Here is a 21,336-nt window from a genome sequence, read left to right as displayed (position 1 = left end):
GCGCGCGCCCCGAATTAGGCTGAGTACCGTGACCCGAATCCACGATGCCGCCGTGCGCGGCTTCGCATCCGACAACTATTCCGGCATCCATCCCGAGGTACTCGCGGCCATCGCCGCGGCAAACGAGGGACACCAGGTCGCCTACGGCGAGGATGCCTACAGCGCCCGCCTGCAAGAGGTGGTGTCCGCCCAGTTCGGCGCCGGGGCCGAGGCATTCCCCGTCTTCAACGGCACGGGCGCGAACGTGGTGGGCCTGCAGTCGATGCTGCCGCGCTGGGGTGCGGTCGTTGCGGCCTCGAGCGCGCACATCAACGTCGACGAGGGCGGCGCCCCCGAGCGGGTCGCGGGCATCAAGCTTCTGACCGTGCCGACGGACGACGGCAAGCTCACACCCGAGCTGGTCGACCGCGAGGCCTGGGGGTGGGGTGACGAGCACCGCGCCCAGCCCCTCGTGGTGTCGATCACGCAGTCATCCGAGCTCGGCACGGTGTACACGCCCGACGAGGTGCGGGCGCTCGCCGACCACGCCCACGGCCTGGGAATGCGCCTGCACCTCGATGGCGCGCGCGCCTCGAACGCCGCCGCCGCGCTCGGCGTACCGCTCCGCGCCTTCACGACCGACGCGGGCGTCGACGTGCTGAGCCTCGGTGGCACGAAGAACGGGGCGATGCTCGCCGAGGCGATCGTCGTGCTGGACCCCGAGGCATCCGAGGGCCTGAAGTTCTTGCGCAAGCTCAACATGCAGCTCGCGTCGAAGATGCGCTTCGTCTCGGCGCAGCTGATCGCCCTGTTCGAGGGCGACCTGTGGCTGCGAAACGCGACGCACGCCAACGCGATGGCGGCGCGGCTGCGCGCGGGAGTCGAGGCCGGCATTGCGGATGGCTCCATTCAGGGTGTTGCGTTCACCCAGCCGACGCAGGCGAACGGCGTCTTCGCGACGCTGCCGGCGGGCGCGGCAGATCAGTTGCGCGAGCGCGTGCGCTTCTACGATTGGGGCCCCGCCTCCGGAGGCTCGGAGCATCGCGATAGCGATGGTTCGAGTGGAGGTGGGGAGGATGCGGCGATCAGCGAGGTGCGGTGGGTCTGCTCGTTCGACACGGAGCCCTCCGACATCGACGCGTTCGTCGCCGACATCGCGCGCGTCACGAGCGGCAGTTAGGCCGAATCTAGGGCTCGCGACGCGTTCGAGTAGCGACGATCGCCACCGCGATCCCCACGGCTAGTGCCGCGGCAGTAATCCCTGCGGTGGCCACCGGCACGACAGTATTCGCCCAATCGCTCTGCCCTTTCCAGATGTTTCCGAGAGCGGTGACGGTCCACGGAACAGCCGCCCCCACCACGGCGCCGAAAACCCCCATGCCCAGAGCACTACGCACGCTCTGTCGGTACCCGGTGTTGTTGATCGACGCGAGCGCTGCGAGCGCGCCAGTCGATGCGCCGAGGCCCGAGGCGCCGCCTACGTATGCTCCCAGGAGGACCATGCCGAGCAGACCGCGAGCGCCGGAGCCGTACCCACCGTTCGTCGCCACGTACACACAGGCGACCACGACCACGCCAAGAACGAGGCACGTTGCGGCGACGAGAAGCAGAGTGGGTCCGTAGCGCCGCCAGGTCATACGCACCAATCTAGGCTCCACCGGGACGCGCACGACGTGTCGATACCGCGCGGCCGAGTCGACCGATGACGGTCAGCGCGTGACCTTGGATGAGCTGCGGCGCGACCTGAACACGTGAACGATGTGGTCGAGCTGACCGGCGCCGCAGCACGCCAGAAGCTCCCCGGTCCCGCACGGGCGCGGGTTCTCGACGCGATCGAACGCCTCGGGCCGCCGGCCCGGGCTCGCCTATGCTGACGGCATGGATGCCTCGATGAACCCGCTCGTGCCGGCGTCATACGACATCGTCTGGAGCATTGTCTTCATCGTCGGGCTTGCCCTGACAATCGCGGCACTCGTGTCGATCGCCCGGCGCGCAAAGCACCTCACCGCGACCCACGCCCTCGTCTGGACGCTGCTGGCCATCTTCGTGCCGCTGCTCGGCCCGATCGCCTGGCTGACGATCGGTCGTCGCGCTTCGGGCGCCGAGAGTTTCCGCGCTCCCGCGGACGGCTAGCTGCGGTCCGAACTCTCGGCGGAAGCTTCTTCCTGCACCTCGGACTCGGCATCTGCGTTCGAGGTAGTGTCGGGTTCCGCCCGCGATGCGACGGTGTCGGCGGAGGCATCCGCATCCGCGTCCTCTTCGTCCAGCGGAACCTCGCCGCGGATGAGTTCCTTCACCCCGGCCATGAAGCTCGACATCTCGTGCTGCTGCCAGCGGAGCTGCCGCGTGCGGTCCTCGGCGTCGCGCAGAACCCCGGTCGAGTGCGTTGTAACCAGGTCGATGATGCGCTGCGCCTTGTCGCGCGCCCGATCGAGCTGTTCGTTCGCGCGCACGTTGGCATCGGCCTCGACCTGCGCCGCCTGGGCGCGTGCGAGCCGCTCGTAGTCCTCCGCCTTGGCCGAGATGCGCTTCGCGTGCTCGAGCGAGGCCGCGACCTGCTCGTTCGCGTCGGCCGTGATGCGCTCGGCGTGCGCCACAGCCTGGTTGTGCAAAACCAGAAATTCTTGCTGTGCGTCATCCTGGCGCCGCGTCAGCGACTCCTCGAACTCGAGCACACGCGCGCGCATCTCGCGGACGGCGGCCTCGGCATCCGCGCGGTCCTGAGCCGTCTCGCGCGAGACGAGGGCGCGCAACGCGGCGGCACCCTTCTCGGCCTCGGTGCGGATCGCGGCGGCCTCCTGCTCGGCCTGAGCAACCTTCTCGGCGGCGTGTGCACGCTCGCGCTCGAGCATCGCCTCGTGCGCGGTGAGCTCGGTCTCGATGCGGAGGCGCGCCTGCTGTGCGTCACTCTCGGCCTGCGAACGGATCGCTTCCGCATCCGCCTCCGCTTCTCGCCGACGCGTCCGAATCTCTTCGCGTGCCGACTCGAGCAGGCGCTCGGTCTGCACGGTCGCATTCTTGATGAGCACGCTCGCCTGGCCCTCGGCGACGCGCAGAATCTCTTCGAACTGCTGACGACCCTCGGATGCTTCGGATGTCGCACCGACGAGCTCGTCCGTCAGTGCCTGCACCTGCTGCTCGACATCCGCGGCCTTCGCCTGTGCCTCGCGCAGGTCGGCCTCGAGCTTCTCGATCGACTGCCGCGCCTGCGTCAACTCACGACTGCGGGTGGTCGCCGCTTTCTCACCGCGGCGGATGCGCGCCTCGAGCGCCGTGACGCGATCGCCGCGCTCCTGTAGGCGGGACGACAGGGTCGCCACGGCAGCATCGACCTCGTGCTTCTCATAGCCCCGAAAAGCCGTCGTGAATGAGAGGGAATCACCGGCATCGCCGGCTCCACCGATCAGCTCGTCGAAGGCCGAAGCCGCCGCATCCGGCTGCTCGTTACCCGTGTTCTGCGTGGTCATGTCCCCGTCCCCGTCTCTCTGCTCCACCACGGTCTGTTCCCCGGATAACCCGGGGGCACCGTCGCCGATCCTTCCGCCACACATGCACGTTCCCGTCCATACGAGGACACAGCCATTCGAGGACACGGCCATTCGAGGACACAGCCACCCCGCACCGCGCCGGGTTGCGCGGGAGAGAAATGGGTTGTGTCGTCGACCGCGGACGGATGACGGATGATCGGGTGTTGCGTAGCGGGTGCCGCCCGATCACGACGAACAATACCGGTACGAGCTATCCCGGACGAGACGTCATTCACAGCGCCGTTCTCGGGACGACCCCGCCGCGCGTCAGCGCCCCGCCGAAGGCCCCGAGGGACGCCCCGTCACGAGTGACGCGAGCGTCGGTCGCCAATGGCGTGAAACATACTCGACTGCCTCGTCCACGCCGAGAGCGCGGGTGGAGTTTCCGACACGCACCCACAGGTCGGTGGCTGGGCCGCCGTCGCGCGGCGCCGTCAAGAAGACCGGCTTCGGCGATGGCGGACAGTTGAGGGCGCAGACCGTGCCCGCGTCCGCGAGCGTTGCGAACTGAATGTGGGGCAGCGCGGCGGCGTTGCGGCCGACGAGCGTCGAGAGCAGGTCACGCAGCCAGAGCTCGAACCGGTCGTGGTCGGGCGTCCGGAGGGTTGCGAGATCCCGTTCCAGGCCGCGCACGACACCGTCGTCGCTCGCGCCGATGACCAGCACTCCGCCGTTGCTGTTCAAGAACGCGGCGACCGTCTTTGCGATCGCGAGTTCCATCCGCGGATCCTTCTTATGTTCACGGACGTTCCACCGCGCGGTCTCTTTGAACTCGACGTGGTCGGATTCCCCCGCGGCGAGGAACGCCGCCACATCGACGTCGCCATAGTTCGGGCGGATGAGCGCCGCAATCGACGCCGCGACGAAGGTGAGCCCGATGCTCGAGCCGAACGCGAGCAAGAGCGTCGTCGGCATCCAGAGGTACTGACCGTAGAAGAGCAGTCCCGCGAGCAGGAGCCCCACGCTGATGCCGAGCAGCGAGATCACGGCCATCGTCGTCAGACCCAGGCGCAGTCGACGGCCGAACAGCCGACGCACGACCCATGCGACCGCGTAGGCGAAAGCGAGAGCGACGGGGAGGGCGATAGCGAACTCGACGAGGAGGGGACTTGCAGGCATCCGTTCGGTCCCGACTCAGCGCAGGGCGCCGACGCTCGCCAGTGCGAGGCGGACGAGCGTGCCGCGGCCGCCCTCCATCTCGGCGGCGAGCGCATCGGACGCTGCCTCTTCGGGCGACATCCACGTGACCTCGAGCGCGTCCTGGCGCGGCTCGCACGTCCCGGTCACGGGCACGACGAAGGCGAGCGAAACGGCGTGCTGACGATCGTCGTGGAAGGCGGTGACGCCGGGAATCGGCAGGTACTCGGCGACCGTGAACGGAGTCACCTGAGGGGGCAGCAGGGGGAAGGCCATCGGGCCGAGATCGTTCTCGAGGTGGCGGAACAGCGCATCCCGCACCGTCTCGCCATGCCGCACACGGCCGCTGACGAGCGAACGGGTGATCTCGCCGACCGGTGTGGCGCGCAGCAGGATGCCGACCTCGGTCACGGAGCCCACGCCATCCGTCCGCACGGGCACGGCCTCGACGTAGAGCATCGGCAGCCGGCGCCGCGCCTCGGCCAGCTCGACCTCGCTCAGCCAGCCGGGATTCGCCGCGCTTCCCGTCGTCGGCGAGCCGAACGAACCGTCGTCACGCGGATCGCTCGAACGTCCGAACGACGCTCCCATGCCGCTCAACCGATCGCGCCCCTCGGGGCCGTCGTCTTCGGGGGGATCGGGGTCAGGTGTGCGCACCGGCATGTCTCTTGTATACCTCAGCCTTTCGCGCGACCCCGTACATGCGAAAGGAACGGCGAGACGGATGTGGCGGATGTGGCGCCGAATCGACCTCATGGGCCCCACGAGTCACATGGGTCCTCCGAGATGTGCGCGGAAGCCACGCGCCAGCTCAGAGCACCGTGTCCGCGGGGTTTGCCAGGATGGGGGCATGTCCCCCACCGACGAGACCCCATCGTCCGCGTCATCCGCAGCGACCCTGCCGCCCGAGCTCGATCCGGATGCCGCGCTCTGGTCGGATGCCCCGGCAGGGCGTCCCCTGCTGGTGCTGTTGCACGGGTACGGGTCGGACGAGCGCGACCTGTTCGGTCTCGTCCCGTACCTCCCGCCCGCCTTCGTCTTCGCGGCCCCGCGCGCGCCCCTCGCCCCGCCGTGGCCGGCACCGGGCTACTCCTGGTACCCCATCGAGGGCCTGAACGGGCGAGACTCCGCCGGTGTGACGCGGGCGGCCGAACGACTCTGCGCCTGGCTCGACGAGCACGCGGTCGGGGCGACGTCGATCGGCCTGCTCGGATTCTCTCAAGGTGCGGCGATCGCCCTGCAGGCGCTGCGGCTGCAGCCGGAACGGTTCGCCTTCGCGGTCAACCTCAGCGGCTACGCCAGCGCCGCAACGCTGCCCGGTGACGAAGTACTCGCCGCCACCAAGCCCCCGGTTTTCTGGGGTCGCGGAACGCACGACGACGTCATCCCGGAGCCGCTCATCGCGCAAACCACCGTCTGGCTTCCCGAGCACAGCACGCTCAGCGGATCGGTCTATCCCGGCCTGACGCACAGCGTCTCGCAGACCGAGCTCGACGACGTCCGCGGCTTTCTCGAGGCACGCCTGAAGCAACTCTCGGACTGACGCGCGTCGCGCGACCAGCGCAAGACCCGCGCCGATGTCGGTGCGGGGGACGAAGATGGACAGATGGCCGATGTCTGGGCGAAATTCGGTCCTGCCACGCAGGACTGGTTTCGTGGCGCCTTCCTCGAGCCCACCCCCGCCCAGGTCGGTGCGTGGGATGCGATCTCGGCCGGGCGGCACGCGCTCGTCGTCGCGCCGACCGGCTCGGGCAAGACCCTGTCCGCTTTCCTCTGGGCGATCGACAGGGTCTTCCGCGAGAAGCCGCTCGAGGCGGAGCCCCGCGCGGGCGGACGAAGAAAACGAGCGGATGCCCCGCAGCCGACCACGGGCATCCTGTACATCTCTCCGCTGAAGGCGCTGGGCGTCGATGTCGAGCGCAACCTGCGTTCGCCGCTCGTGGGCATCGCCCAGTCGGCACGTCGGCTGGGTATCGCGCTTCCCGACGTCACGGTGGGCGTGCGCTCGGGCGATACCCCGTCGAACGAGCGGCGACGTCTGGTGCAGGATCCGCCCGACATACTCATCACGACCCCCGAATCGCTCTACCTGATGCTCACGAGCCAGGCGGGCGAGACACTGCGCGGCGTGCACACCGTGATCGTCGACGAGGTCCACGCCGTCGCCGCCACCAAGCGCGGGGCGCATCTCGCTGTCAGCCTCGAACGACTCGACGCGATGCTCGAGCATCCGGCGCAGCGGATCGGGTTGTCAGCGACCGTGCGCCCGATCGACGAGGTCGCGCGCTTCCTCGGCGGCGCGGCGCCCGTCGACGTCGTGGCGCCGCCCGCGTCGAAAACCTTCGAACTGCGCGTGACCGTGCCGATCGACGACATGCTCAATCCCCCGCCCCCGCCCCGCTCGGGTGCGCCCGGTGCCGACGCACCGGATGGGGCAACGGATGCCTCGGGGTCCGCCCGCGCGGGGGCCAGTGCCGACGATACGGGCGAAAGGGATATCAGCAGCGACGGGACCAGCAACGGCAACACCGGCGACGGCGACGGCGACGGACCGGAGTGGTACGCCGCCGACAGTCGCCTGCGCCCCGAGGCGACGGAGATGACGGGGTCGGTCTGGCCGCACGTCGAAGAGGCGATCGTCGACCGCATCCTCGAGAACCGCTCGACCATCGTTTTCTCGAACTCCCGCCGACTGGCCGAGCGCCTGACCGGGCGACTCAACGAGATCTACGCCGAGCGACTCGGGCTCGAACTTCCCGACCCTGCGGTTCCCGCTGCTGTCATGGCGCAGGCGGGCTCGACCGCTGGCGCTGATCCTGTACTCGCGCGCGCACACCACGGGTCGGTGTCGAAAGAGCAGCGCGCGCAGGTCGAAGAAGAGTTGAAAGCGGGGCGACTGCGCTGCGTGGTCGCGACCAGCAGCCTCGAACTCGGCATCGACATGGGCGCCGTGGACCTCGTGATCCAGGTCGAGTCGCCGCCCTCTGCCGCGAGCGGGCTGCAGCGGATCGGCCGCGCGGGTCACCAGGTCGGCGAGGTCAGCCGCGCCTTCCTCTTCCCCAAGCATCGCGCCGATGTGCTGCACACCGCGATCGTCACCGAGCGCATGCTCGCCGGACGCATCGAGTCGATCTCGGTGCCGCAGAATCCGCTCGACATCCTGGCGCAGCAGACCGTCGCGGCGTGCGCGCTCGGGGCCATCGACGTCGAGGACTGGTACGACGCGGTGCGCAAGAGCGCCCCCTTCCGCACGCTGCCGCGCTCGGCCTACGAGGCCACGCTCGACCTGTTGGCCGGGCGCTACCCCTCCGACGAGTTCGCCGAGCTCCGGCCCCGCGTCGTCTGGGATCGTGACGCGGGCACGCTGACCGGACGCCCCGGTGCCCAACGCCTCGCCGTGACGAGCGGCGGGACGATCCCCGACCGCGGTCTGTTCGGCGTGTTCGTCGCGGGCGAATCACGCGGGGGTCGCGTCGGCGAGCTCGACGAAGAGATGGTCTACGAGTCGCGCGTCAACGACGTCTTCACGCTCGGCACGACGAGCTGGCGAATCGTCGAGATCACCCACGATCGCGTCAACGTCGTGCCGGCGTTCGGACAGCCCGGCAAGCTGCCGTTCTGGCACGGCGATGGGCTCGGACGCCCCGCCGAACTCGGCGAGGCGCTCGGAAAGTTCTCGAAAGACCTGTCCGAGGCGACGCCCGACGCCGCCCGCGAGCGGCTGCGTGACGGGGGTCTCGACGAGCGCGCGAGCGACAACCTTCTCGCTTATCTGGCGGAGCAGCGCGAGGCGACGGGCACGCTCCCGACCGATACGACCTTCACCGTCGAGCGTGGGCGCGACGAGGTCGGCGACTGGCGAATCATCCTGCATTCCCCGTACGGCATGAGTGTGCACGCCCCGTGGGCGCTCGCTGTCAACGCGCGCATCCGCGAACGCCTCGGCGTCGAGGGATCCGCCGTCGCGAGCGACGACGGCATCATCGCTCGGGTCCCGGATGCCGCGGCCGAGCCGCCGGGCGCCGAACTCTTCGTCTTCGAGGCCGACGAGCTCGAGCAGATCGTCACGGACGAGGTCGGCGGGTCCGCCCTCTTCGCCTCGCGCTTCCGTGAGTGCGCGGCACGCGCGTTGCTGATGCCGCGCGTCAACCCGAACAAGCGCAGCCCCCTCTGGCAGCAGCGCCAGCGATCGGCACAGTTGCTCGAAGTCGCGCGCAGGCATCCGACGTTCCCGATCATCCTCGAGACTCTTCGCGAGGTGCTGCAGGACGTCTACGACCTGCCCGCTCTGCTCGGGCTCGCGCGTGGGATCGCCGAGCGCCGCATCCGCCTGATCGAGACGACGACAACCCAGCCCTCGCCGTTCGCACGAGACCTGCTCTTCGGATACGTCGGCGCGTTCATGTACGAGGGCGACTCGCCCCTCGCCGAACGCCGCGCGGCGGCCCTGTCTGTCGATCCCGCGCTGCTCTCGGAGTTGCTCGGCCGCATCGAGATGCGCGAGCTGCTCGACCCCGACGTCATCGCGCAGTTCGAACGTGAGGCGCAACGCCTCGATCCCACGCGCCGCGTGAACGGTATCGAGGGTGTCGCGGATCTGCTGCGGATGCTCGGCCCCCTGGACGCCGCAGAGGTCGCCGCGCGCCTCATTCCGGCCGAGGCCGACGGTTCGGTCGTGCGCGCGCTGCGGGCCGATCCGGCCGATCCCGATGCGGATGCGCCGACGGAGGATGCGGCACCAGCGCTGCCCGATGCGACAGCTGCCGAGGCATCCGCTCTCCTGATCGCTCTCGTCGATGCCCGGCGCGCGATCCCCATCACGATCGGTGGCACGCACCGCGTCGCCGCGATCGAGGACGCCGGGCGCCTGCGTGACGCGCTCGGTGCGGCGTTACCCGTCGGCATCCCGCTGGCGTTCCTCGAGCCGACCGAGGACCCGCTCGGCGATCTCGTCGCTCGGTACGCGCGCACGCACGCTCCGTTCACGGTGGATTCCCTCGCCGAAAGACTCGGGATCGGTCCCGCCGTGGCACGTCATACGCTTCTGCGACTCGAGTCGCAGGGGCGCGTGACGAGCGGGTTCTTCCTGCCCGCCGGTGTGGACCGCTCACGGATCGGGGGCAGCGATGAAACGGAGTGGTGCGACGCCGAGGTGCTGCGCCGCCTGCGCATGCGTTCGCTCGCGGCCATCCGCGGGAGCGTCGAGCCCGTCCCGCCCGAGGCGTTCGCGCGGTTCCTGCCCGTCTGGCAGCACGTCGCCCGCCCGCTGTCGGGAGTCGACGGTGTGGTCGCGGCGATCGATCAACTCGCGGGCGTGCCGCTGCCGGCGAGCGCGTGGGAGTCGCTCGTGCTGCCCTCGCGCGTGTCCGACTACCACCCCGGGTTGCTGGACGAATTGACCGCGGCCGGCGAGGTCGTCTGGTCGGGTCAGGGCTCGCTGCCCGGTCGCGACGGGTGGGTGGCTCTGCATCCCGCGGATGCCGCGCCGTACACGCTGGCCCCGCCCGAGGACGAACCCGCCGCAGACTCGCTCGATCGACGTGTGCTCGATGCGCTGGCGGTCGGGGGCGCCTACTTCGCCTCTCAGCTGCGCGATGCGGCCGGGGCTGAGAACGAGCAGTCCGTGACGGACGCCCTGTGGCGCCTGACCTGGTCGGGTCATGTCACGAACGACACGTTCGCGCCGCTCCGGGCCCTGACTGCCGGTGGATCGCAGGCGCACCGCACCACACGGCGCCCGCCCCGTGCACGACTGTTCCGCGGGGCGGCGCTGCCCCGACCCGCCGCTCCCCCGCGCCCGACCGGTGTGGGCGGGCGCTGGTCTCTGCTGCCCGAACCGGAGTCGGATGCCTCGGCCCGGGCAACAGCATCCGCAGCACTGCTGCTCGACCGCTACGGCGTCGTCACGCGCGGGTCCGTCCAGGCCGAGGGCATGCCCGGCGGTTTCGCCCAGGCCTACCGGGTACTGGCGGGCTTCGAGCAGGCGGGCCACTGCCGCCGGGGATATCTGATCGAAGGGCTGGGCGCGGCACAGTTTGCGGCATCCGCCACGATCGACCGACTGCGCGAGTTCGCGGCACTGCCCGATCCCGCACCCCTGCGTGCCGTCACTCTCGCCGCGACCGACCCCGCAAACCCCTACGGCGCCGCTCTCCCCTGGCCCGTGATCGACGGTGTCACCCACCGACCGGGCCGCAAGGCCGGCGGCATCGTCGTGCTGGTCGACGGGACCCTGGCCGTCTACCTCGAGCGGGGCGGCAAGAGCGCGCTCGTCTTCACGGAGGACGACAACGTGCTCGCGGCGGCAGCGCTCGATCTGGCGACGACCGCGCGGGCGCGACGCCTCGACACACTCACGGTCGAGCAGGTCAACGGTGCTTTCGTCTACGGCTCTTCCACCGCTCGCGCCCTCCGAGAGGCAGGGTTCGTCGAGTCTCCCCGCGGCCTGACACTGCGTCGGACGACGGCGGGAGATGCGATTCGAGCGGGCGCTCGTGCCTGAGGGCGACACCGTCTTCCGTGCCGCGCGACGGCTATCCGAGGCGCTCGCGGGTTCGGTCGTGACGCGGTTCGACATCCGAGTTCCCGGCAGCGCGACCGCCGACCTGCGGGGCGAGACCGTGCACGACGTCGTTCCGCGCGGCAAACATCTGCTGCATCGCATCGGGGATTTCTCGCTGCACTCGCACCTGAAAATGGAGGGCGAGTGGCACGTCTATCGCCGCGGCGAGAAGTGGCGAAAGCCGGCGTTCACGGCTCGCGCGATCGTTGGCAACGCGGACTGGGATGCCGTGGGTTTCGATCTGGCGATGGTCGAGGTGCTGCCGACGAGCGAAGAGGAGCGTGTCGTCGGGCACCTGGGTCCCGACCCGCTCTCCGAAGACTGGGATCCGTTCGAGGCCGCGCGGGTGCTCGCGAGCGACCCGCGGCCGATACACGTGGCGCTGCTCGATCAGCGGACGGTGGCGGGTTTCGGCAACGAATACGCGAACGAGATTCTGTTCGTCCGAGGCATCCTGCCCTCGCGCCCCGCGATCGAGGTCGACACCGCCGCCGTGATCGATGTGGGCGCACGGATGCTTCGCGCCAACCGCGATCGCACGCCTCGAACGTTCACGGGCGATACCCGAGCGGGTCGCACGACGTGGGTGTACGGGCGGGCGCGACGACCGTGCCGCCGGTGCGGCACGGCAATCCGCGAGGGGTCGCTCGGCGCTACGGCGACGTCCGAGCGGAACGTGTTCTGGTGTCCGAACTGCCAGCGCTGACCGCACGAGATTTCGTACATTATGGGCCTATGAAATGTACAATCTGAAGATGTCGATCGTGAGCGCCGCAGATGCGCGCAAGAACTTCTCCGATATCCTCACCCGCTCCGAGAACGAGGCAGTCTTCATCGAACGGCGTGGTCAGCGCGCTGCCGTGGTCGTCAGCCCTGAGCAATACGAGCGGATGATCGAGGCCCTCGAAGACGCGGAAGACGCGGCGGCGTTCGACGAGGCCATGTCGGAAGAAGGCCCGAACGTGCCCTGGGCGCAGGTAAAGGCCGATCTCGGTTGGGCATGAGCTATCGCATCGAGCTTCGCCCGGCGGCGGTTCGAGCTCTCAAAAAGATCGACCACCAAGACCGTGGTCGCATCAGGGGAGCAATCGCCCTCTTGGGCGAGGACCCTCGTCCGCCCGGCGCAACAGCGCTCCGCGGACGCGCGGGACTGCGCGTGCGCATCGGCGACTATCGCATCATCTACACGATCGATGACGATGTCCTGGTCGTGGCGGTCGTGACGCTCGGTCACCGAAGGGATGTCTACGAGCAGTGAGAGGGCGCGTCGAGCGATATGTTCAAGCGGGTGACGGCCATCCTCCCTCTCGACGAAGAGACCGCTGAGCGGGACGCCGACGCCCTGCTGCGGACTGTCATCGCCGTCGCCACGAATGGGAAGACCGCTGCCGTTCGGGAGTTGCGGGATATCGCGGGCCACGTCTGGATGGGGCGACTTTCGGCGGCTCGCGCTGCGGGTTCCGTTGAAGGAACGAGTGGTCAGCGCACAAAAGACGAAAGCCTTCGCGCGCGGGTTTTCGTTCGGGACGGATTTCGCTGTACCCAGTGCGGAGGGCGCGCGGTCCCTCGGAGCATTCTGGTCGCGATTCACGATCTGTACCCGGAGGAGATTCCGTACGACGTGCATTACACACGCGGAAGGACCCACCCCGCCTTCTGGGCTCCGGTACCAGAAGCTGACCACGTTCTTGCACACAGCAGAGGTGGGTTCAACGATCTAGCCATCTCGCTACGCTCCACGCCGCGTGCAACACCCGAAAGTCCGACTCCCCGGCGACCTACTCTGCGCACAACGGTCAGAACTCGTCCGGCGACGACTGGGACGGGCTCACATCCTTCTATCCCGCGCTCATCGAGGCGGGAGCCGGGGAGATCAGGCCTCGCTACCACCGCGAATGGTCGAGACGATATGCGATTCTCATGGGGCAATCGACACCGACACATGATCGGTAGGCCCGGCCTGCTAGGTCAGTGTCCGACGTATCGCCCGGGCCGGTGATTGAGCGCGAGCACCAGGCTCAGCAGCACTGCCCCGGCGGCCGAGAGCAACACGAGCGGCCACGGCACGACCCAGAGAGCGGCGACGATGATCGCGACATCGAAAATCATCTGCACCCAACCCGCACGGAATCCCCACCGCTCTTGGACGATCAGCGCGATGATCGTGATGCCCCCGAGGCTCGCACGATGCCGGAAGAGGATGAGCAGTCCGATCCCGACGAGCAGGTTGCCCCCGAAGGTGCCGTAGACGGGATCGATCTGCGGGATGGGGAACGCCAGGTTGTGCAGCACCGAGAACGCCGACACGAGACCGATCGACACGGCCGTCCGAACCGTGAAGTCCAGCCCCTTCTTCCAGAGCGCGAGCACCGCGAACGGGAGGTTGACGATCGCGAAGAGCACCCAGAAGGGCAGCGACGTCGCGTAGTCGAGCAGCAGGGCAACGCCGGCGGTGCCGCCCGTGACCGCGCCGCTGGACTGCAGCAAGTGCAGCCCGAGCGACGCGGTGAACGTTCCCGTCAGCAAACCCAGGATGTCTTCGGGCACGGTGTGCGCCAGGGCCGGAGCACCGAAGACCGGGTCGGTCGTGGCGGCGTCGCCGTCGGAGGGGGTGTCGTGTGCGTGTGTCACGGGGTCCTTCGTGAGGTTCGTGGATATGGACAGGAGGGGTCATCCGTCCGCACTCATCTTCGCAAACTCGACTCCCCCTTCAGTTGGAGCGCGAGAGTGCCCGTTTCCACGCGCGAGAGTGCCCGTTGTCACAGCGGGGAGCCGCCTCGCGGGACAGAACGGGCACCCTCGAGGATCAGAACGGGCACTTTCGCGCAGAAAAGTTCAGAAACGACCCATCCGGAATACCCATGCCTACGAATGAGTTACAACCGGTGACTTCGGCTTTATTTACCGCCGCGGGAGGGAATCGTGGGCAAGAACTACGTGGACATCGAACGCGATAACGGAGAGATCCTCCGCTACCGCAAGCACGTCAATGGTCGCGGGCTGATCGCGCACGGCGCGAAGGTACACGCGAGCGCGCTGATCGAAGCGGGCGCATACGTCGAACCCGGCGCACAGGTTGCCGCCGGAGCTCGTGTGCTCCGTGGTGCGTGGATCGAGACGGACGCCGTCATCGGCCCCGACGCCATCATCGAGGAGCACGCGCACATCGGCTCGGGGGCAGCGGTCGGTTCCGGTGCACGCATCGGCGTCCGGGCGACCGTGGGTGACCGCGCGCGCATCGCAGGCGGTGCCAAGATCCGTGACGACGAAATCGTGGCGAACGGCCAGATCATCGCCACCGACAAGCGCGGTTTGCGCTTGGCGGCGTAAGACACACAAGCGCGGGCTGCGCTCAGCCGCATGAGACACCCCAGCGCGGGCTACGCTGGCCGGATGGCGAAGGGTGGCGGGAGTCCGAGACGCCCGCGCCGTCCTGTGCGTGCGGCATCCATTCGCGCCGCGACACCGAAGAAGACGGCACGCTCGAAGCCCGCCCCTCCGGCCGCAGAGCCGTCCGGGCCCGTTCTCGTCGGGCCGCTTCGTCTCGGTGTGTTCCCGGGTGCGGCACCCGGCATCTGGGTTGATCGTTGGCGGGAACGCCTGCCCGATGTGCCTCTCGAACTCGTTTCGATCGAGGCAGCGAATCAGGAGCAGGCGCTCCGTGACGGTGAGATCGATGCCGCGTTGGTCCGTCTCCCGGTCGAGCCCGATGGGTTGCACGTCATTCCCCTCTACGAAGAAACGACGGTCGTGGCGTTCGGCACCGATTCGTCGCTCGGTGCCGCGGAAGAGCTGGCGTTCGACGACCTCGCGGGCGAGATCCTTTTCGTTCCCGCGGACGATGTGCTGGGCCCACTCGGCATTCCGGGTGTCGTGCCGGCTCGCGGGCCGCAGCTCGCGACCACGGCCGACGCGTTGGAGACGGTTGCCGCGGGCGTGGGCATCGTGATCCTGCCCCTGTCGCTCGTGCGCTTGCACCGGCGCCGCGACGTGACGCACCGACCGCTCGCGGGTGCCCCGACGTCCGCCGTCGCCCTGGCATGGCTCACCGAGAGCACGAGCCCCGCGATCGAGGCGCTGGTCGGTATCGTTCGGGGCCGCACCGCTCGCTCGTCGCGGAGTTGACCGTGCCCGCCGATTACACTCGGGCAACATGACCTATGCCGGCACGGGGACCGATGGCGCCCGACCACTGCTGTACCTGTGCGTGCGTCCCCAGGCCGGTGCCGCCGAGGGAGAATATCGCTCGTTCCGCGAGGCCGCGCACCTCGACGAGGACCAGCTGCACGCCCATGATCTCGTGCGCGAACCGTTGCCGGCCGATGCTCTCGACACGTACGCGGGATTTCTCGTGGGCGGCAGTCCGTTCAACGTCGCCGACCCCACGGGCACGAAGACCGACGTGCAGCGCCGTCTCGAGGCGGACCTCGAACGGATCGCGGGTGCCGCGGCATCCGGTGTCACGTCGGGGCTCTTTACCTGTTACGGCATTGGCATCGTGACACGCATGCTGGGTGGTGACGTCACCCGGGCCTACCCCGAAGACACGGGGCCCGCGACCATCACCCTCACCGAGACAGGCGCGCAGGACCCGCTCTTCGGGATGCTACCCACGCGCTTCTCCGCCCTCACGGCGCATAAAGAGGGAGCGGCCACGCCGCCGCCGGGCGCCGAACTTCTCGCCACCAATGATGTCTGTCCCGTGCAGGCGTACCGGGTCGGCAGCACCCTGTACGCGACGCAGTTCCATCCCGAACCGACCGGCCGCGCGTTCACCGAGCGGATGGTCGTCTACCGCGACGACGGATACTTCGATGCCCGCGCGTTCGATGAGATTGCCGCTCGCGTGCTCGCCGCGTCGGTCAGCGAGCCAGCGCGCATCGTCCGCGCATTCGCGGCACGCCTGGTCTGACGGCCGCGGCTCGCCCGCCCCGAAAGGTCAGTCGCCCTGCGGGCGCAGCGCCCGGAGTCCCGCGACGGCGAGGGGCGTTCCGGCGACGGCGACAGCCGCCACGATGGCGGCGATGCCGATCGCCTCGCTGCGCGGCTGGTCGGCCAGGCGCCCGACGGCGATCCAGACGAGTCCCCACCCGAGGGCGAGGCCGGGCGCGACGCGCCATCCGCTCGCCCAGGCGATCGCGAGACCGATGACCGCGACGACGACGATGACGGCGATGCCCCAAGCCTCCGCATGGTCCGCCCAGTCGGTCGGACCGATGGCGGTCAGCCAGGCCGCGACGTTGGCCACGGAAGCGACGGCGACCCAGCCGAGATGCAGGCCGGTGACCCCGTCGACCAGGAGCGAGTCGGTTATGCCGCCGCGAGGCATCCGCGTCACCACGGCTCGCTGGAAGGTGATGCACAGTGCGGCCAGCAGCACGAAGATCGCCAGCGTCGTACCCCAGAGCGTGAGCACCTGCACTGTGACGATCCAGAGACCGTTCAGCACCATGGTCAGCGCAATCCACCAGCCCATCGCGCGTTGACGCATCGAGGCGCGATGCGCGGGCAGGGCCTGCCAGACCGTGTAGGCCGCAAGACCTGTGTAGATGACCGACCAGATCGAGAACGCGGGGGTGGCCGGCGCAAGCAGGGTCGCGTCCGCGGCGAGCGCGCCTCCCTGTGCCTCGGCGATCGGTGTGCCACCGAAAACCCCGACGCCCACCATCGCGGCGATGAGCATGAACACGAGCGCAGAGATCACGACGACCTGGCGCACGAGATCGAGGCTCTGCGCCTGGGCCGGCTGTCCGGGAATGGTCATGCCCTCACCCTATGCCGGGCCCAGCGGCGAGACACGGCGGGGACGAACGGTTGACAATTCAGTCCGCCCCGTGTCACGGCTGGCGGCAGCGCCCGGAAAACAGGGGGTCGGGTCGACCCCCTGCCACGCACGGACTGAATTGTGAGCGCTCCGAGCGCCTCAGCGGAGCGGACCGACGATCACGGCGGCCTCGCTCGGCACGACGGCCTCGCCGTCGGCGACGAGCGCCGTGGCGTCGGTCGCCAGCAGGATGACGCGCCCGGGCGCAACGTCCCACGACACGGCCTCGTCCGTGAGATTCACGAGCACCGACAGATCGCCGCGTCCGAGCGCGAAGGCGCGCGCCCCGACCTCGCCTGAAGCGCCTTCCGCCGATTCGGCGCGCAGCGCCGCGAACGACGGGTCGGTGAGCTCGGGCCACTCTCTGCGCAGTGCTGCGAGGTCGCGGTAGAGCTGCAGCAGACGGGCGTGATCACCCGCGGATGCCTCGGCCCAGTCGAGCTTCGACCGCTCGAAGGTCTCGGGGTCCTGCGGGTTCGGCACGACGGACTCGTCCCACCCCATACGGGTGAACTCCTCGAGCCGGCCCTTCGCCGTCGCCTCGCCGAGCTCGGGCTCGGGGTGCGAGGTGAAGAACTGCCACGGTGTTGTGGCGCCCCACTCCTCGCCCATGAAGAGCATGGGGGTGCCGGGGGTCGTCAGGGTCAGCACGGCGGTCGCGGCCAGGCGGCCGTAGGACAGCGACTGCGAGAGGCGGTCGCCGGCGGCGCGGTTGCCGATCTGGTCGTGGTCCTGCGCGAACGTCACGAGGCGCCACGTCGGTACCTCGGCCGGGATCGGGAAGCCGTGCTCCCGCTCGCGGAACGACGAGTAGGTGCCGTTGTGGAAGAACCCCTCGGTCCACACCTTCGGCAGCGCGTCCAGCTCGCCGAAGTCTGCGTAATACCCGACGGTCTCGCCGGTGACGGCGACGTGTGTGGCATGGTGCCAATCGTCGCTCCACTGCGCTGTGAGGCCGTAGCCCCCGGCTTCGCGCGGCAGGATGAGCTTCGGGTCGTTCATGTCCGACTCGGCGATGAGCGTCAGCGGTCGACCGAGATGTGCCGAGAGGGCATCGGATGCCTCAGCCAGTTCCTGCAGGATGTGCCGATCGCTGTTGTCGAGCAGCGCGTGCACGGCATCCAGGCGCAGACCATCGACGTGGTACTCGCGCAGCCACATCAGGGCATTGTCGACGATGTAGGACCGCACGGCGGGTTCGTCGAGGTTGACGGAGTCGCCCCAGGTGTTGCGCTCGCCCGAGCGCAGGTACGGCCCGAACTCGGGCAGGTAGTTGCCGCTCGGCCCGAGATGGTTGTAGACGACGTCCTGGATGACCGCAAGACCCGCGGCGTGGGCGGCGTCGACGAAGCGCTGGTAGGCGCGCGGTCCGCCGTACGCCTCGTGGACGGTGTACCAGAGCACCCCGTCGTACCCCCAGTTGTGCACGCCGTTGAAGCCGTTGACGGGCAGCAGTTCGACGTGGGTCACGCCGAGTTCGAACAGGTGAGGGAACCGCTCGATTGCAGCATCCAGTGTCCCCTCGGGCGTGAAAGTTCCGACGTGGAGTTCGTAGATGATCCCGCCCGCCAGTTGGCGACCCGTCCAGTCAGCGTCGGTCCAGGCGAAGTCGGCCAGATCGATGTGTGCGGATGCCTCGTGCACACCCCGCGGTTGGCGCTTCGAGCGCGGATCCGGGCGGGGCGCCCCGTCGTCGATGACGAACCCGTATTCCTCGGCGTCGGCGAGAACGACATCGCCCGACCACCAACCGTCCGCGGCGCGTTCCAGCTCGAGCTCCGTCGCGTCCCCTCGACGGAGTCGGACCTGGCGTGCGTTCGGTGCCCAAACCTCGATGCTCATGTTCCCAGCCTGTCATCCGGAACGGCCGCCCGCCCACCTCTTGACGCGTCCGTCCCCTGTCGGTAGCAACCGCGAAGGCCGCAGGGCGCGCCCAGGCCCTTCGAACGGACGCAACACGCCGCACGGCCCGCGTAGACACGGCGTGTTGCGTCCGTTCGCGACCTCACGGGCGATATTTCACGAGATCGATACATCCCGGAAAATCGCGGGGCGGTTTGCGTCGACAACATGGGTTTCTATCGCCCGATAGAAACCCCTCAACCTCACCGCAACGTTCTCACCAGGGAGTCGCCATGATCATCTTCGGAGTCGCACTGACCGTGCTCGTGATTCTCATCGTGGGAATCGTCGTGGCCAGGCGAATAGACGGCGATAGTGCGAACTTCCTCGTCGCGGGTCGGCGCCTGGGCGTACCGCTCGTGGCGGCGTCGCTCACGGCCGCGGCCGTCGACGCGAACGCCACCGTCGGCAACACCGACCTGACGGCCGACTTCGGATTCTGGTCGGGCGCTTCTCTCGCCCTCGGCCTCGCGATCTGCCTGACCCTCGTGGGTCTGTTCCTCGCGAAGCCCCTCAACGCGATGAAGCTCTTCACGCTCGGCGACTACTTCCGCATCCGCTACGGACGCACGAACGAGGTCTTCGCGAGCGTCATCATGGTGATCGCCTTCACGATCCTGCTCGCCGGCAACCTCGTCGCCTGCGGATACCTCATGGAGCGCTTCGCCCGCATCCCCTACGCCTGGGGCGTCATCATCGCGGTCGTGCTCGTGCTGTCATACACGATCGCCGGAGGGCTCGTCTCGGACGCCTACACGGGCGCCATCCAGACCACGATCACGGTCGTTGCCTCGATCGGGCTGCTGATCTGGACGGCCCTCAGCTTCGGCATCATCATCCCCGAGGGCATGGGGCCGTTCGACTTCGAGCAGCTGACCAGCGCCGAGTTCGGCGCCCCGATCAACTGGGCCACCCTGATCGCCCTCGGCATCGGCGACATCGTCGCGATCGACTTCATGCAGCGCGTCTTCGGCGCACGGAACCCCCAGGTCGCGCGCCGCGCGTGCCTGAGCGCCGCCGCCCTCACCGCCGGCGTCGGCATCATCTTCGCGCTCGTGGCACTGACGGCATCCGCTGCTCTCGGTCTCACCGCCGCCGATGGACCGGTGCTCTATCAGCTGCTGGATGGCTGGGCTCCGCCTCTGCTGTCGATCTTGGTGCTCTCGGGCATTGTCGCGGCTTCGTTCTCCACCGCGTCCGGCGCGATCCTGGCGACCTCGGCCGTGACGGTGCGCAACATTTTCCGCGTGCGTCGCCCGGCGGACGCCGAGCGCGACCCGCTGCTGCGCTGGACGCGCGTCGCCATGTTCCCGGTCGTGATCATCGGTTCACTGCTCGCGATCCAGACCAGCCAGACGGCGATCCTGTTGACCCTGGCCTTCGACCTGATGCTCGCCTGCCTGGCGGGCCCGTTCGTGGTCGGCATCTTCTGGAACCGGCCGGGTCGGAACGCCCTGTTCATCTCGGCCGCCGTCGGTCTGGTGGTGCGGATCGCACTGCTCGGCGTTCAGCCCACGCTCTACGGGCTCGAGAACAACATCTTCTACGTCCCGAACACGATGTTCGACACGAGCATCGACGGGTGGGCGACGCTCATCGCCTTCGCCGTGAGCCTGTCGGTGTTCTTCCTCGTCTCCTGGGTATCACCGCGGACCGAGGCCGAACTCGGCGACGAACGCGACGCCGTCGAGGCGCTGCGTCTGGAGCAGAGCGACGTCCTGAGCGAGGCGGTGGAGACAACGGGCGCTGCATCCGACGATCCCGTGCGGGCCTGATCACGACCAGACCCACGACCCGTGGCGGTCTGCCTCAGCTGGCGTTCTCGACCAGGCGCAGGCAGGCCGCCGCGATGCGGTCGGGCAGATCGTCGGGTACCGCGCCCTCCTGGCGGAATCGCACGACGACATCGACCAACTGGATGCAGCACGTGCCGAGAAACTGGGCGTCGGCCCCCGGGCTGATGCGCGTCGCGAGCTCGCCGTAGATCCCGATGAGTTCGTCGCGGGCCGCGCGGAACGGTGCGAAGGCCTCGCCAGCGATCTCGGGTGAGAGGTACATCGTGCCGATGTTGTGCGGTTCGGCGAGCAACGTCTCGACGTCGGCGCGGGCGAGCGCGTGAAGCGCCCGGCGGGCATCCGGCTCAGCGAGGTATTCGGCCGCGCGATCGAGGGTCGGGGCGATGGATGCCTGCAGCAGCTCGAGCAGGATCTCTTCCTTGCCCGCGAAGTAGTAGTACATGCTGGCCTGCCGCATGCCGGCTCGCTCGGCTATCCGTCTTGTGCTGGTGGCGGCGTACCCGCGTTCGGCGAAGAGGGATGCGGCGGCGTCGACGAGCTGCTGGCGGGACTCGACGCCCGGCTCGCCCGGCTGGAGGCGAGGACGGCCCGGCATCGACGTCGTCATCC

The 21,336-nt window shown here is 68.9% G+C and carries 19 protein-coding genes; 11 read left to right on the top strand and 8 right to left on the bottom strand.

Features of this window, described 5'->3' with window-relative positions; translation table 11 throughout:
• The first annotated feature begins 28 nt into the window (after window positions 1–28).
• A complete protein-coding gene (locus ACXZ1E_RS12010; RefSeq protein WP_458040723.1) occupies window positions 29–1,159 on the top strand; it encodes a threonine aldolase family protein in 1,131 nt (376 codons plus the stop codon).
• A 7-nt stretch (window positions 1,160–1,166) separates the two neighbouring features.
• Here ACXZ1E_RS12010 and ACXZ1E_RS12005 read toward each other — a convergent pair whose 3' ends face one another.
• Window positions 1,167–1,616 (bottom strand): hypothetical protein, encoded by a 450-nt coding sequence (locus ACXZ1E_RS12005; protein WP_458040722.1) that lies wholly within the window; start codon window positions 1,614–1,616, stop codon window positions 1,167–1,169.
• Between the two features lie 241 nt (window positions 1,617–1,857).
• Between ACXZ1E_RS12005 and ACXZ1E_RS12000 the strand changes: the two genes are divergently transcribed.
• Complete coding sequence (locus ACXZ1E_RS12000; protein WP_458040721.1) at window positions 1,858–2,112, top strand: PLD nuclease N-terminal domain-containing protein; 255 nt, start codon at window positions 1,858–1,860, stop codon at window positions 2,110–2,112.
• Here ACXZ1E_RS12000 and ACXZ1E_RS11995 read toward each other — a convergent pair.
• The 3 genes from ACXZ1E_RS11995 to ACXZ1E_RS11985 form a co-directional block, all read right to left on the bottom strand.
• Window positions 2,109–3,446, bottom strand: a complete 1,338-nt coding sequence (locus ACXZ1E_RS11995; RefSeq protein ID WP_458040720.1) for a cell division initiation protein — start codon at window positions 3,444–3,446, stop codon at window positions 2,109–2,111. The genes ACXZ1E_RS12000 and ACXZ1E_RS11995 overlap by 4 nt on opposite strands.
• Window positions 3,447–3,773: 327 nt before the next feature.
• Window positions 3,774–4,625, bottom strand: a complete 852-nt coding sequence (locus ACXZ1E_RS11990) for an AlbA family DNA-binding domain-containing protein (protein WP_458040719.1) — start codon at window positions 4,623–4,625, stop codon at window positions 3,774–3,776.
• 15 nt (window positions 4,626–4,640) lie between these two features.
• A complete protein-coding gene (locus ACXZ1E_RS11985) occupies window positions 4,641–5,306 on the bottom strand; it encodes an NUDIX hydrolase family protein (protein ID WP_458040718.1) in 666 nt (221 codons plus the stop codon).
• Window positions 5,307–5,493: 187 nt separating this feature from the next.
• Between ACXZ1E_RS11985 and ACXZ1E_RS11980 the strand changes: the two genes are divergently transcribed.
• The 5 genes from ACXZ1E_RS11980 (at window position 5,494) to ACXZ1E_RS11960 (ending at window position 12,463) form a co-directional block, all read left to right on the top strand.
• The gene (locus tag ACXZ1E_RS11980) at window positions 5,494–6,186 is read left to right on the top strand and encodes an alpha/beta hydrolase (protein WP_458040717.1); all 693 of its coding nucleotides are present in this window, start codon (window positions 5,494–5,496) and stop codon (window positions 6,184–6,186) included.
• Window positions 6,187–6,249: 63 nt separating this feature from the next.
• Window positions 6,250–11,145 carry an Lhr family ATP-dependent helicase gene (locus ACXZ1E_RS11975; RefSeq protein ID WP_458040716.1) on the top strand — a complete coding sequence of 1,632 codons (4,896 nt, stop codon included), beginning with the start codon at window positions 6,250–6,252 and terminating at the stop codon, window positions 11,143–11,145.
• Window positions 11,138–11,911, top strand: coding sequence for a DNA-formamidopyrimidine glycosylase family protein (locus ACXZ1E_RS11970; protein WP_458040715.1), 774 nt, complete (start codon window positions 11,138–11,140; stop codon window positions 11,909–11,911). Before ACXZ1E_RS11975 ends, ACXZ1E_RS11970 begins: the two co-directional genes overlap by 8 nt.
• 49 nt (window positions 11,912–11,960) lie before the next feature.
• Window positions 11,961–12,209: a type II toxin-antitoxin system Phd/YefM family antitoxin gene (locus ACXZ1E_RS11965; RefSeq protein WP_458040714.1), complete on the top strand. Its 249-nt coding sequence runs from the start codon at window positions 11,961–11,963 to the stop codon at window positions 12,207–12,209.
• Window positions 12,206–12,463 carry a type II toxin-antitoxin system RelE family toxin gene (locus ACXZ1E_RS11960; RefSeq protein ID WP_458040713.1) on the top strand — a complete coding sequence of 86 codons (258 nt, stop codon included), beginning with the start codon at window positions 12,206–12,208 and terminating at the stop codon, window positions 12,461–12,463. The genes ACXZ1E_RS11965 and ACXZ1E_RS11960 overlap by 4 nt, the downstream gene beginning before the upstream one ends.
• A 710-nt stretch (window positions 12,464–13,173) precedes the next feature.
• On the opposite strand, the gene ACXZ1E_RS11955 is transcribed toward ACXZ1E_RS11960, so the two are convergent.
• Complete coding sequence (locus ACXZ1E_RS11955) at window positions 13,174–13,836, bottom strand: YitT family protein (RefSeq protein ID WP_458040712.1); 663 nt, start codon at window positions 13,834–13,836, stop codon at window positions 13,174–13,176.
• A 291-nt stretch (window positions 13,837–14,127) separates the two neighbouring features.
• On the opposite strand from ACXZ1E_RS11955, the gene ACXZ1E_RS11950 reads away from it, so the two are divergent.
• The 3 genes from ACXZ1E_RS11950 to ACXZ1E_RS11940 all read left to right on the top strand — a co-directional run bounded on the left by ACXZ1E_RS11950 (window position 14,128) and on the right by ACXZ1E_RS11940 (window position 16,117).
• Window positions 14,128–14,535 carry a transferase gene (locus ACXZ1E_RS11950; RefSeq protein ID WP_458040711.1) on the top strand — a complete coding sequence of 136 codons (408 nt, stop codon included), beginning with the start codon at window positions 14,128–14,130 and terminating at the stop codon, window positions 14,533–14,535.
• A gap of 63 nt (window positions 14,536–14,598) precedes the next feature.
• Complete coding sequence (locus ACXZ1E_RS11945) at window positions 14,599–15,330, top strand: LysR family substrate-binding domain-containing protein (RefSeq protein WP_458040710.1); 732 nt, start codon at window positions 14,599–14,601, stop codon at window positions 15,328–15,330.
• Window positions 15,331–15,358: 28 nt separating this feature from the next.
• Complete coding sequence (locus ACXZ1E_RS11940; protein ID WP_458040709.1) at window positions 15,359–16,117, top strand: glutamine amidotransferase-related protein; 759 nt, start codon at window positions 15,359–15,361, stop codon at window positions 16,115–16,117.
• A gap of 27 nt (window positions 16,118–16,144) precedes the next feature.
• On the opposite strand, the gene ACXZ1E_RS11935 is transcribed toward ACXZ1E_RS11940, so the two are convergent.
• Window positions 16,145–16,969: a tryptophan-rich sensory protein gene (locus ACXZ1E_RS11935; RefSeq protein ID WP_458040708.1), complete on the bottom strand. Its 825-nt coding sequence runs from the start codon at window positions 16,967–16,969 to the stop codon at window positions 16,145–16,147.
• Window positions 16,970–17,128: 159 nt separating this feature from the next.
• Window positions 17,129–18,871: a malto-oligosyltrehalose trehalohydrolase gene (gene treZ / locus ACXZ1E_RS11930; RefSeq protein ID WP_458040707.1), complete on the bottom strand. Its 1,743-nt coding sequence runs from the start codon at window positions 18,869–18,871 to the stop codon at window positions 17,129–17,131.
• Window positions 18,872–19,164: 293 nt separating this feature from the next.
• Between treZ and ACXZ1E_RS11925 the strand changes: the two genes are divergently transcribed.
• Window positions 19,165–20,706 (top strand): sodium:solute symporter family protein, encoded by a 1,542-nt coding sequence (locus ACXZ1E_RS11925; protein WP_458040706.1) that lies wholly within the window; start codon window positions 19,165–19,167, stop codon window positions 20,704–20,706.
• A 34-nt stretch (window positions 20,707–20,740) separates the two neighbouring features.
• Here ACXZ1E_RS11925 and ACXZ1E_RS11920 read toward each other — a convergent pair whose 3' ends face one another.
• Entirely contained in the window at window positions 20,741–21,334 is a 594-nt protein-coding gene (locus ACXZ1E_RS11920; protein WP_458040705.1) for a TetR/AcrR family transcriptional regulator, read from the bottom strand.
• Window positions 21,335–21,336 lie beyond the last annotated feature (2 nt).

This window comes from Pacificispira sp. HM-600 (assembly GCF_977993705.1).
Note: the sequence above shows the minus strand (reverse complement) of the source record. Positions and strands in the feature narration are given on the sequence as shown.

Bases quoted from the DNA above. Each gene is read 5' to 3' on its own strand.
- ACXZ1E_RS12005 (WP_458040722.1), bottom strand. From the start codon at position 1,616: ATGACCTGGCGGCGCTACGGACCCACTCTGCTTCTCGTCGCCGCAACG.
- ACXZ1E_RS12000 (WP_458040721.1), top strand. From the start codon at position 1,858: ATGGATGCCTCGATGAACCCGCTCGTGCCGGCGTCATACGACATCGTC.
- ACXZ1E_RS11995 (WP_458040720.1), bottom strand. From the start codon at position 3,446: ATGACCACGCAGAACACGGGTAACGAGCAGCCGGATGCGGCGGCTTCG.
- ACXZ1E_RS11990 (WP_458040719.1), bottom strand. From the start codon at position 4,625: ATGCCTGCAAGTCCCCTCCTCGTCGAGTTCGCTATCGCCCTCCCCGTC.
- ACXZ1E_RS11985 (WP_458040718.1), bottom strand. From the start codon at position 5,306: ATGCCGGTGCGCACACCTGACCCCGATCCCCCCGAAGACGACGGCCCC.
- ACXZ1E_RS11980 (WP_458040717.1), top strand. From the start codon at position 5,494: ATGTCCCCCACCGACGAGACCCCATCGTCCGCGTCATCCGCAGCGACC.
- ACXZ1E_RS11975 (WP_458040716.1), top strand. From the start codon at position 6,250: ATGGCCGATGTCTGGGCGAAATTCGGTCCTGCCACGCAGGACTGGTTT.
- ACXZ1E_RS11965 (WP_458040714.1), top strand. From the start codon at position 11,961: ATGTCGATCGTGAGCGCCGCAGATGCGCGCAAGAACTTCTCCGATATC.
- ACXZ1E_RS11960 (WP_458040713.1), top strand. From the start codon at position 12,206: ATGAGCTATCGCATCGAGCTTCGCCCGGCGGCGGTTCGAGCTCTCAAA.
- ACXZ1E_RS11945 (WP_458040710.1), top strand. From the start codon at position 14,599: ATGGCGAAGGGTGGCGGGAGTCCGAGACGCCCGCGCCGTCCTGTGCGT.
- ACXZ1E_RS11940 (WP_458040709.1), top strand. From the start codon at position 15,359: ATGACCTATGCCGGCACGGGGACCGATGGCGCCCGACCACTGCTGTAC.
- ACXZ1E_RS11935 (WP_458040708.1), bottom strand. From the start codon at position 16,969: ATGACCATTCCCGGACAGCCGGCCCAGGCGCAGAGCCTCGATCTCGTG.
- treZ (WP_458040707.1), bottom strand. From the start codon at position 18,871: ATGAGCATCGAGGTTTGGGCACCGAACGCACGCCAGGTCCGACTCCGT.
- ACXZ1E_RS11925 (WP_458040706.1), top strand. From the start codon at position 19,165: ATGATCATCTTCGGAGTCGCACTGACCGTGCTCGTGATTCTCATCGTG.
- ACXZ1E_RS11920 (WP_458040705.1), bottom strand. From the start codon at position 21,334: ATGACGACGTCGATGCCGGGCCGTCCTCGCCTCCAGCCGGGCGAGCCG.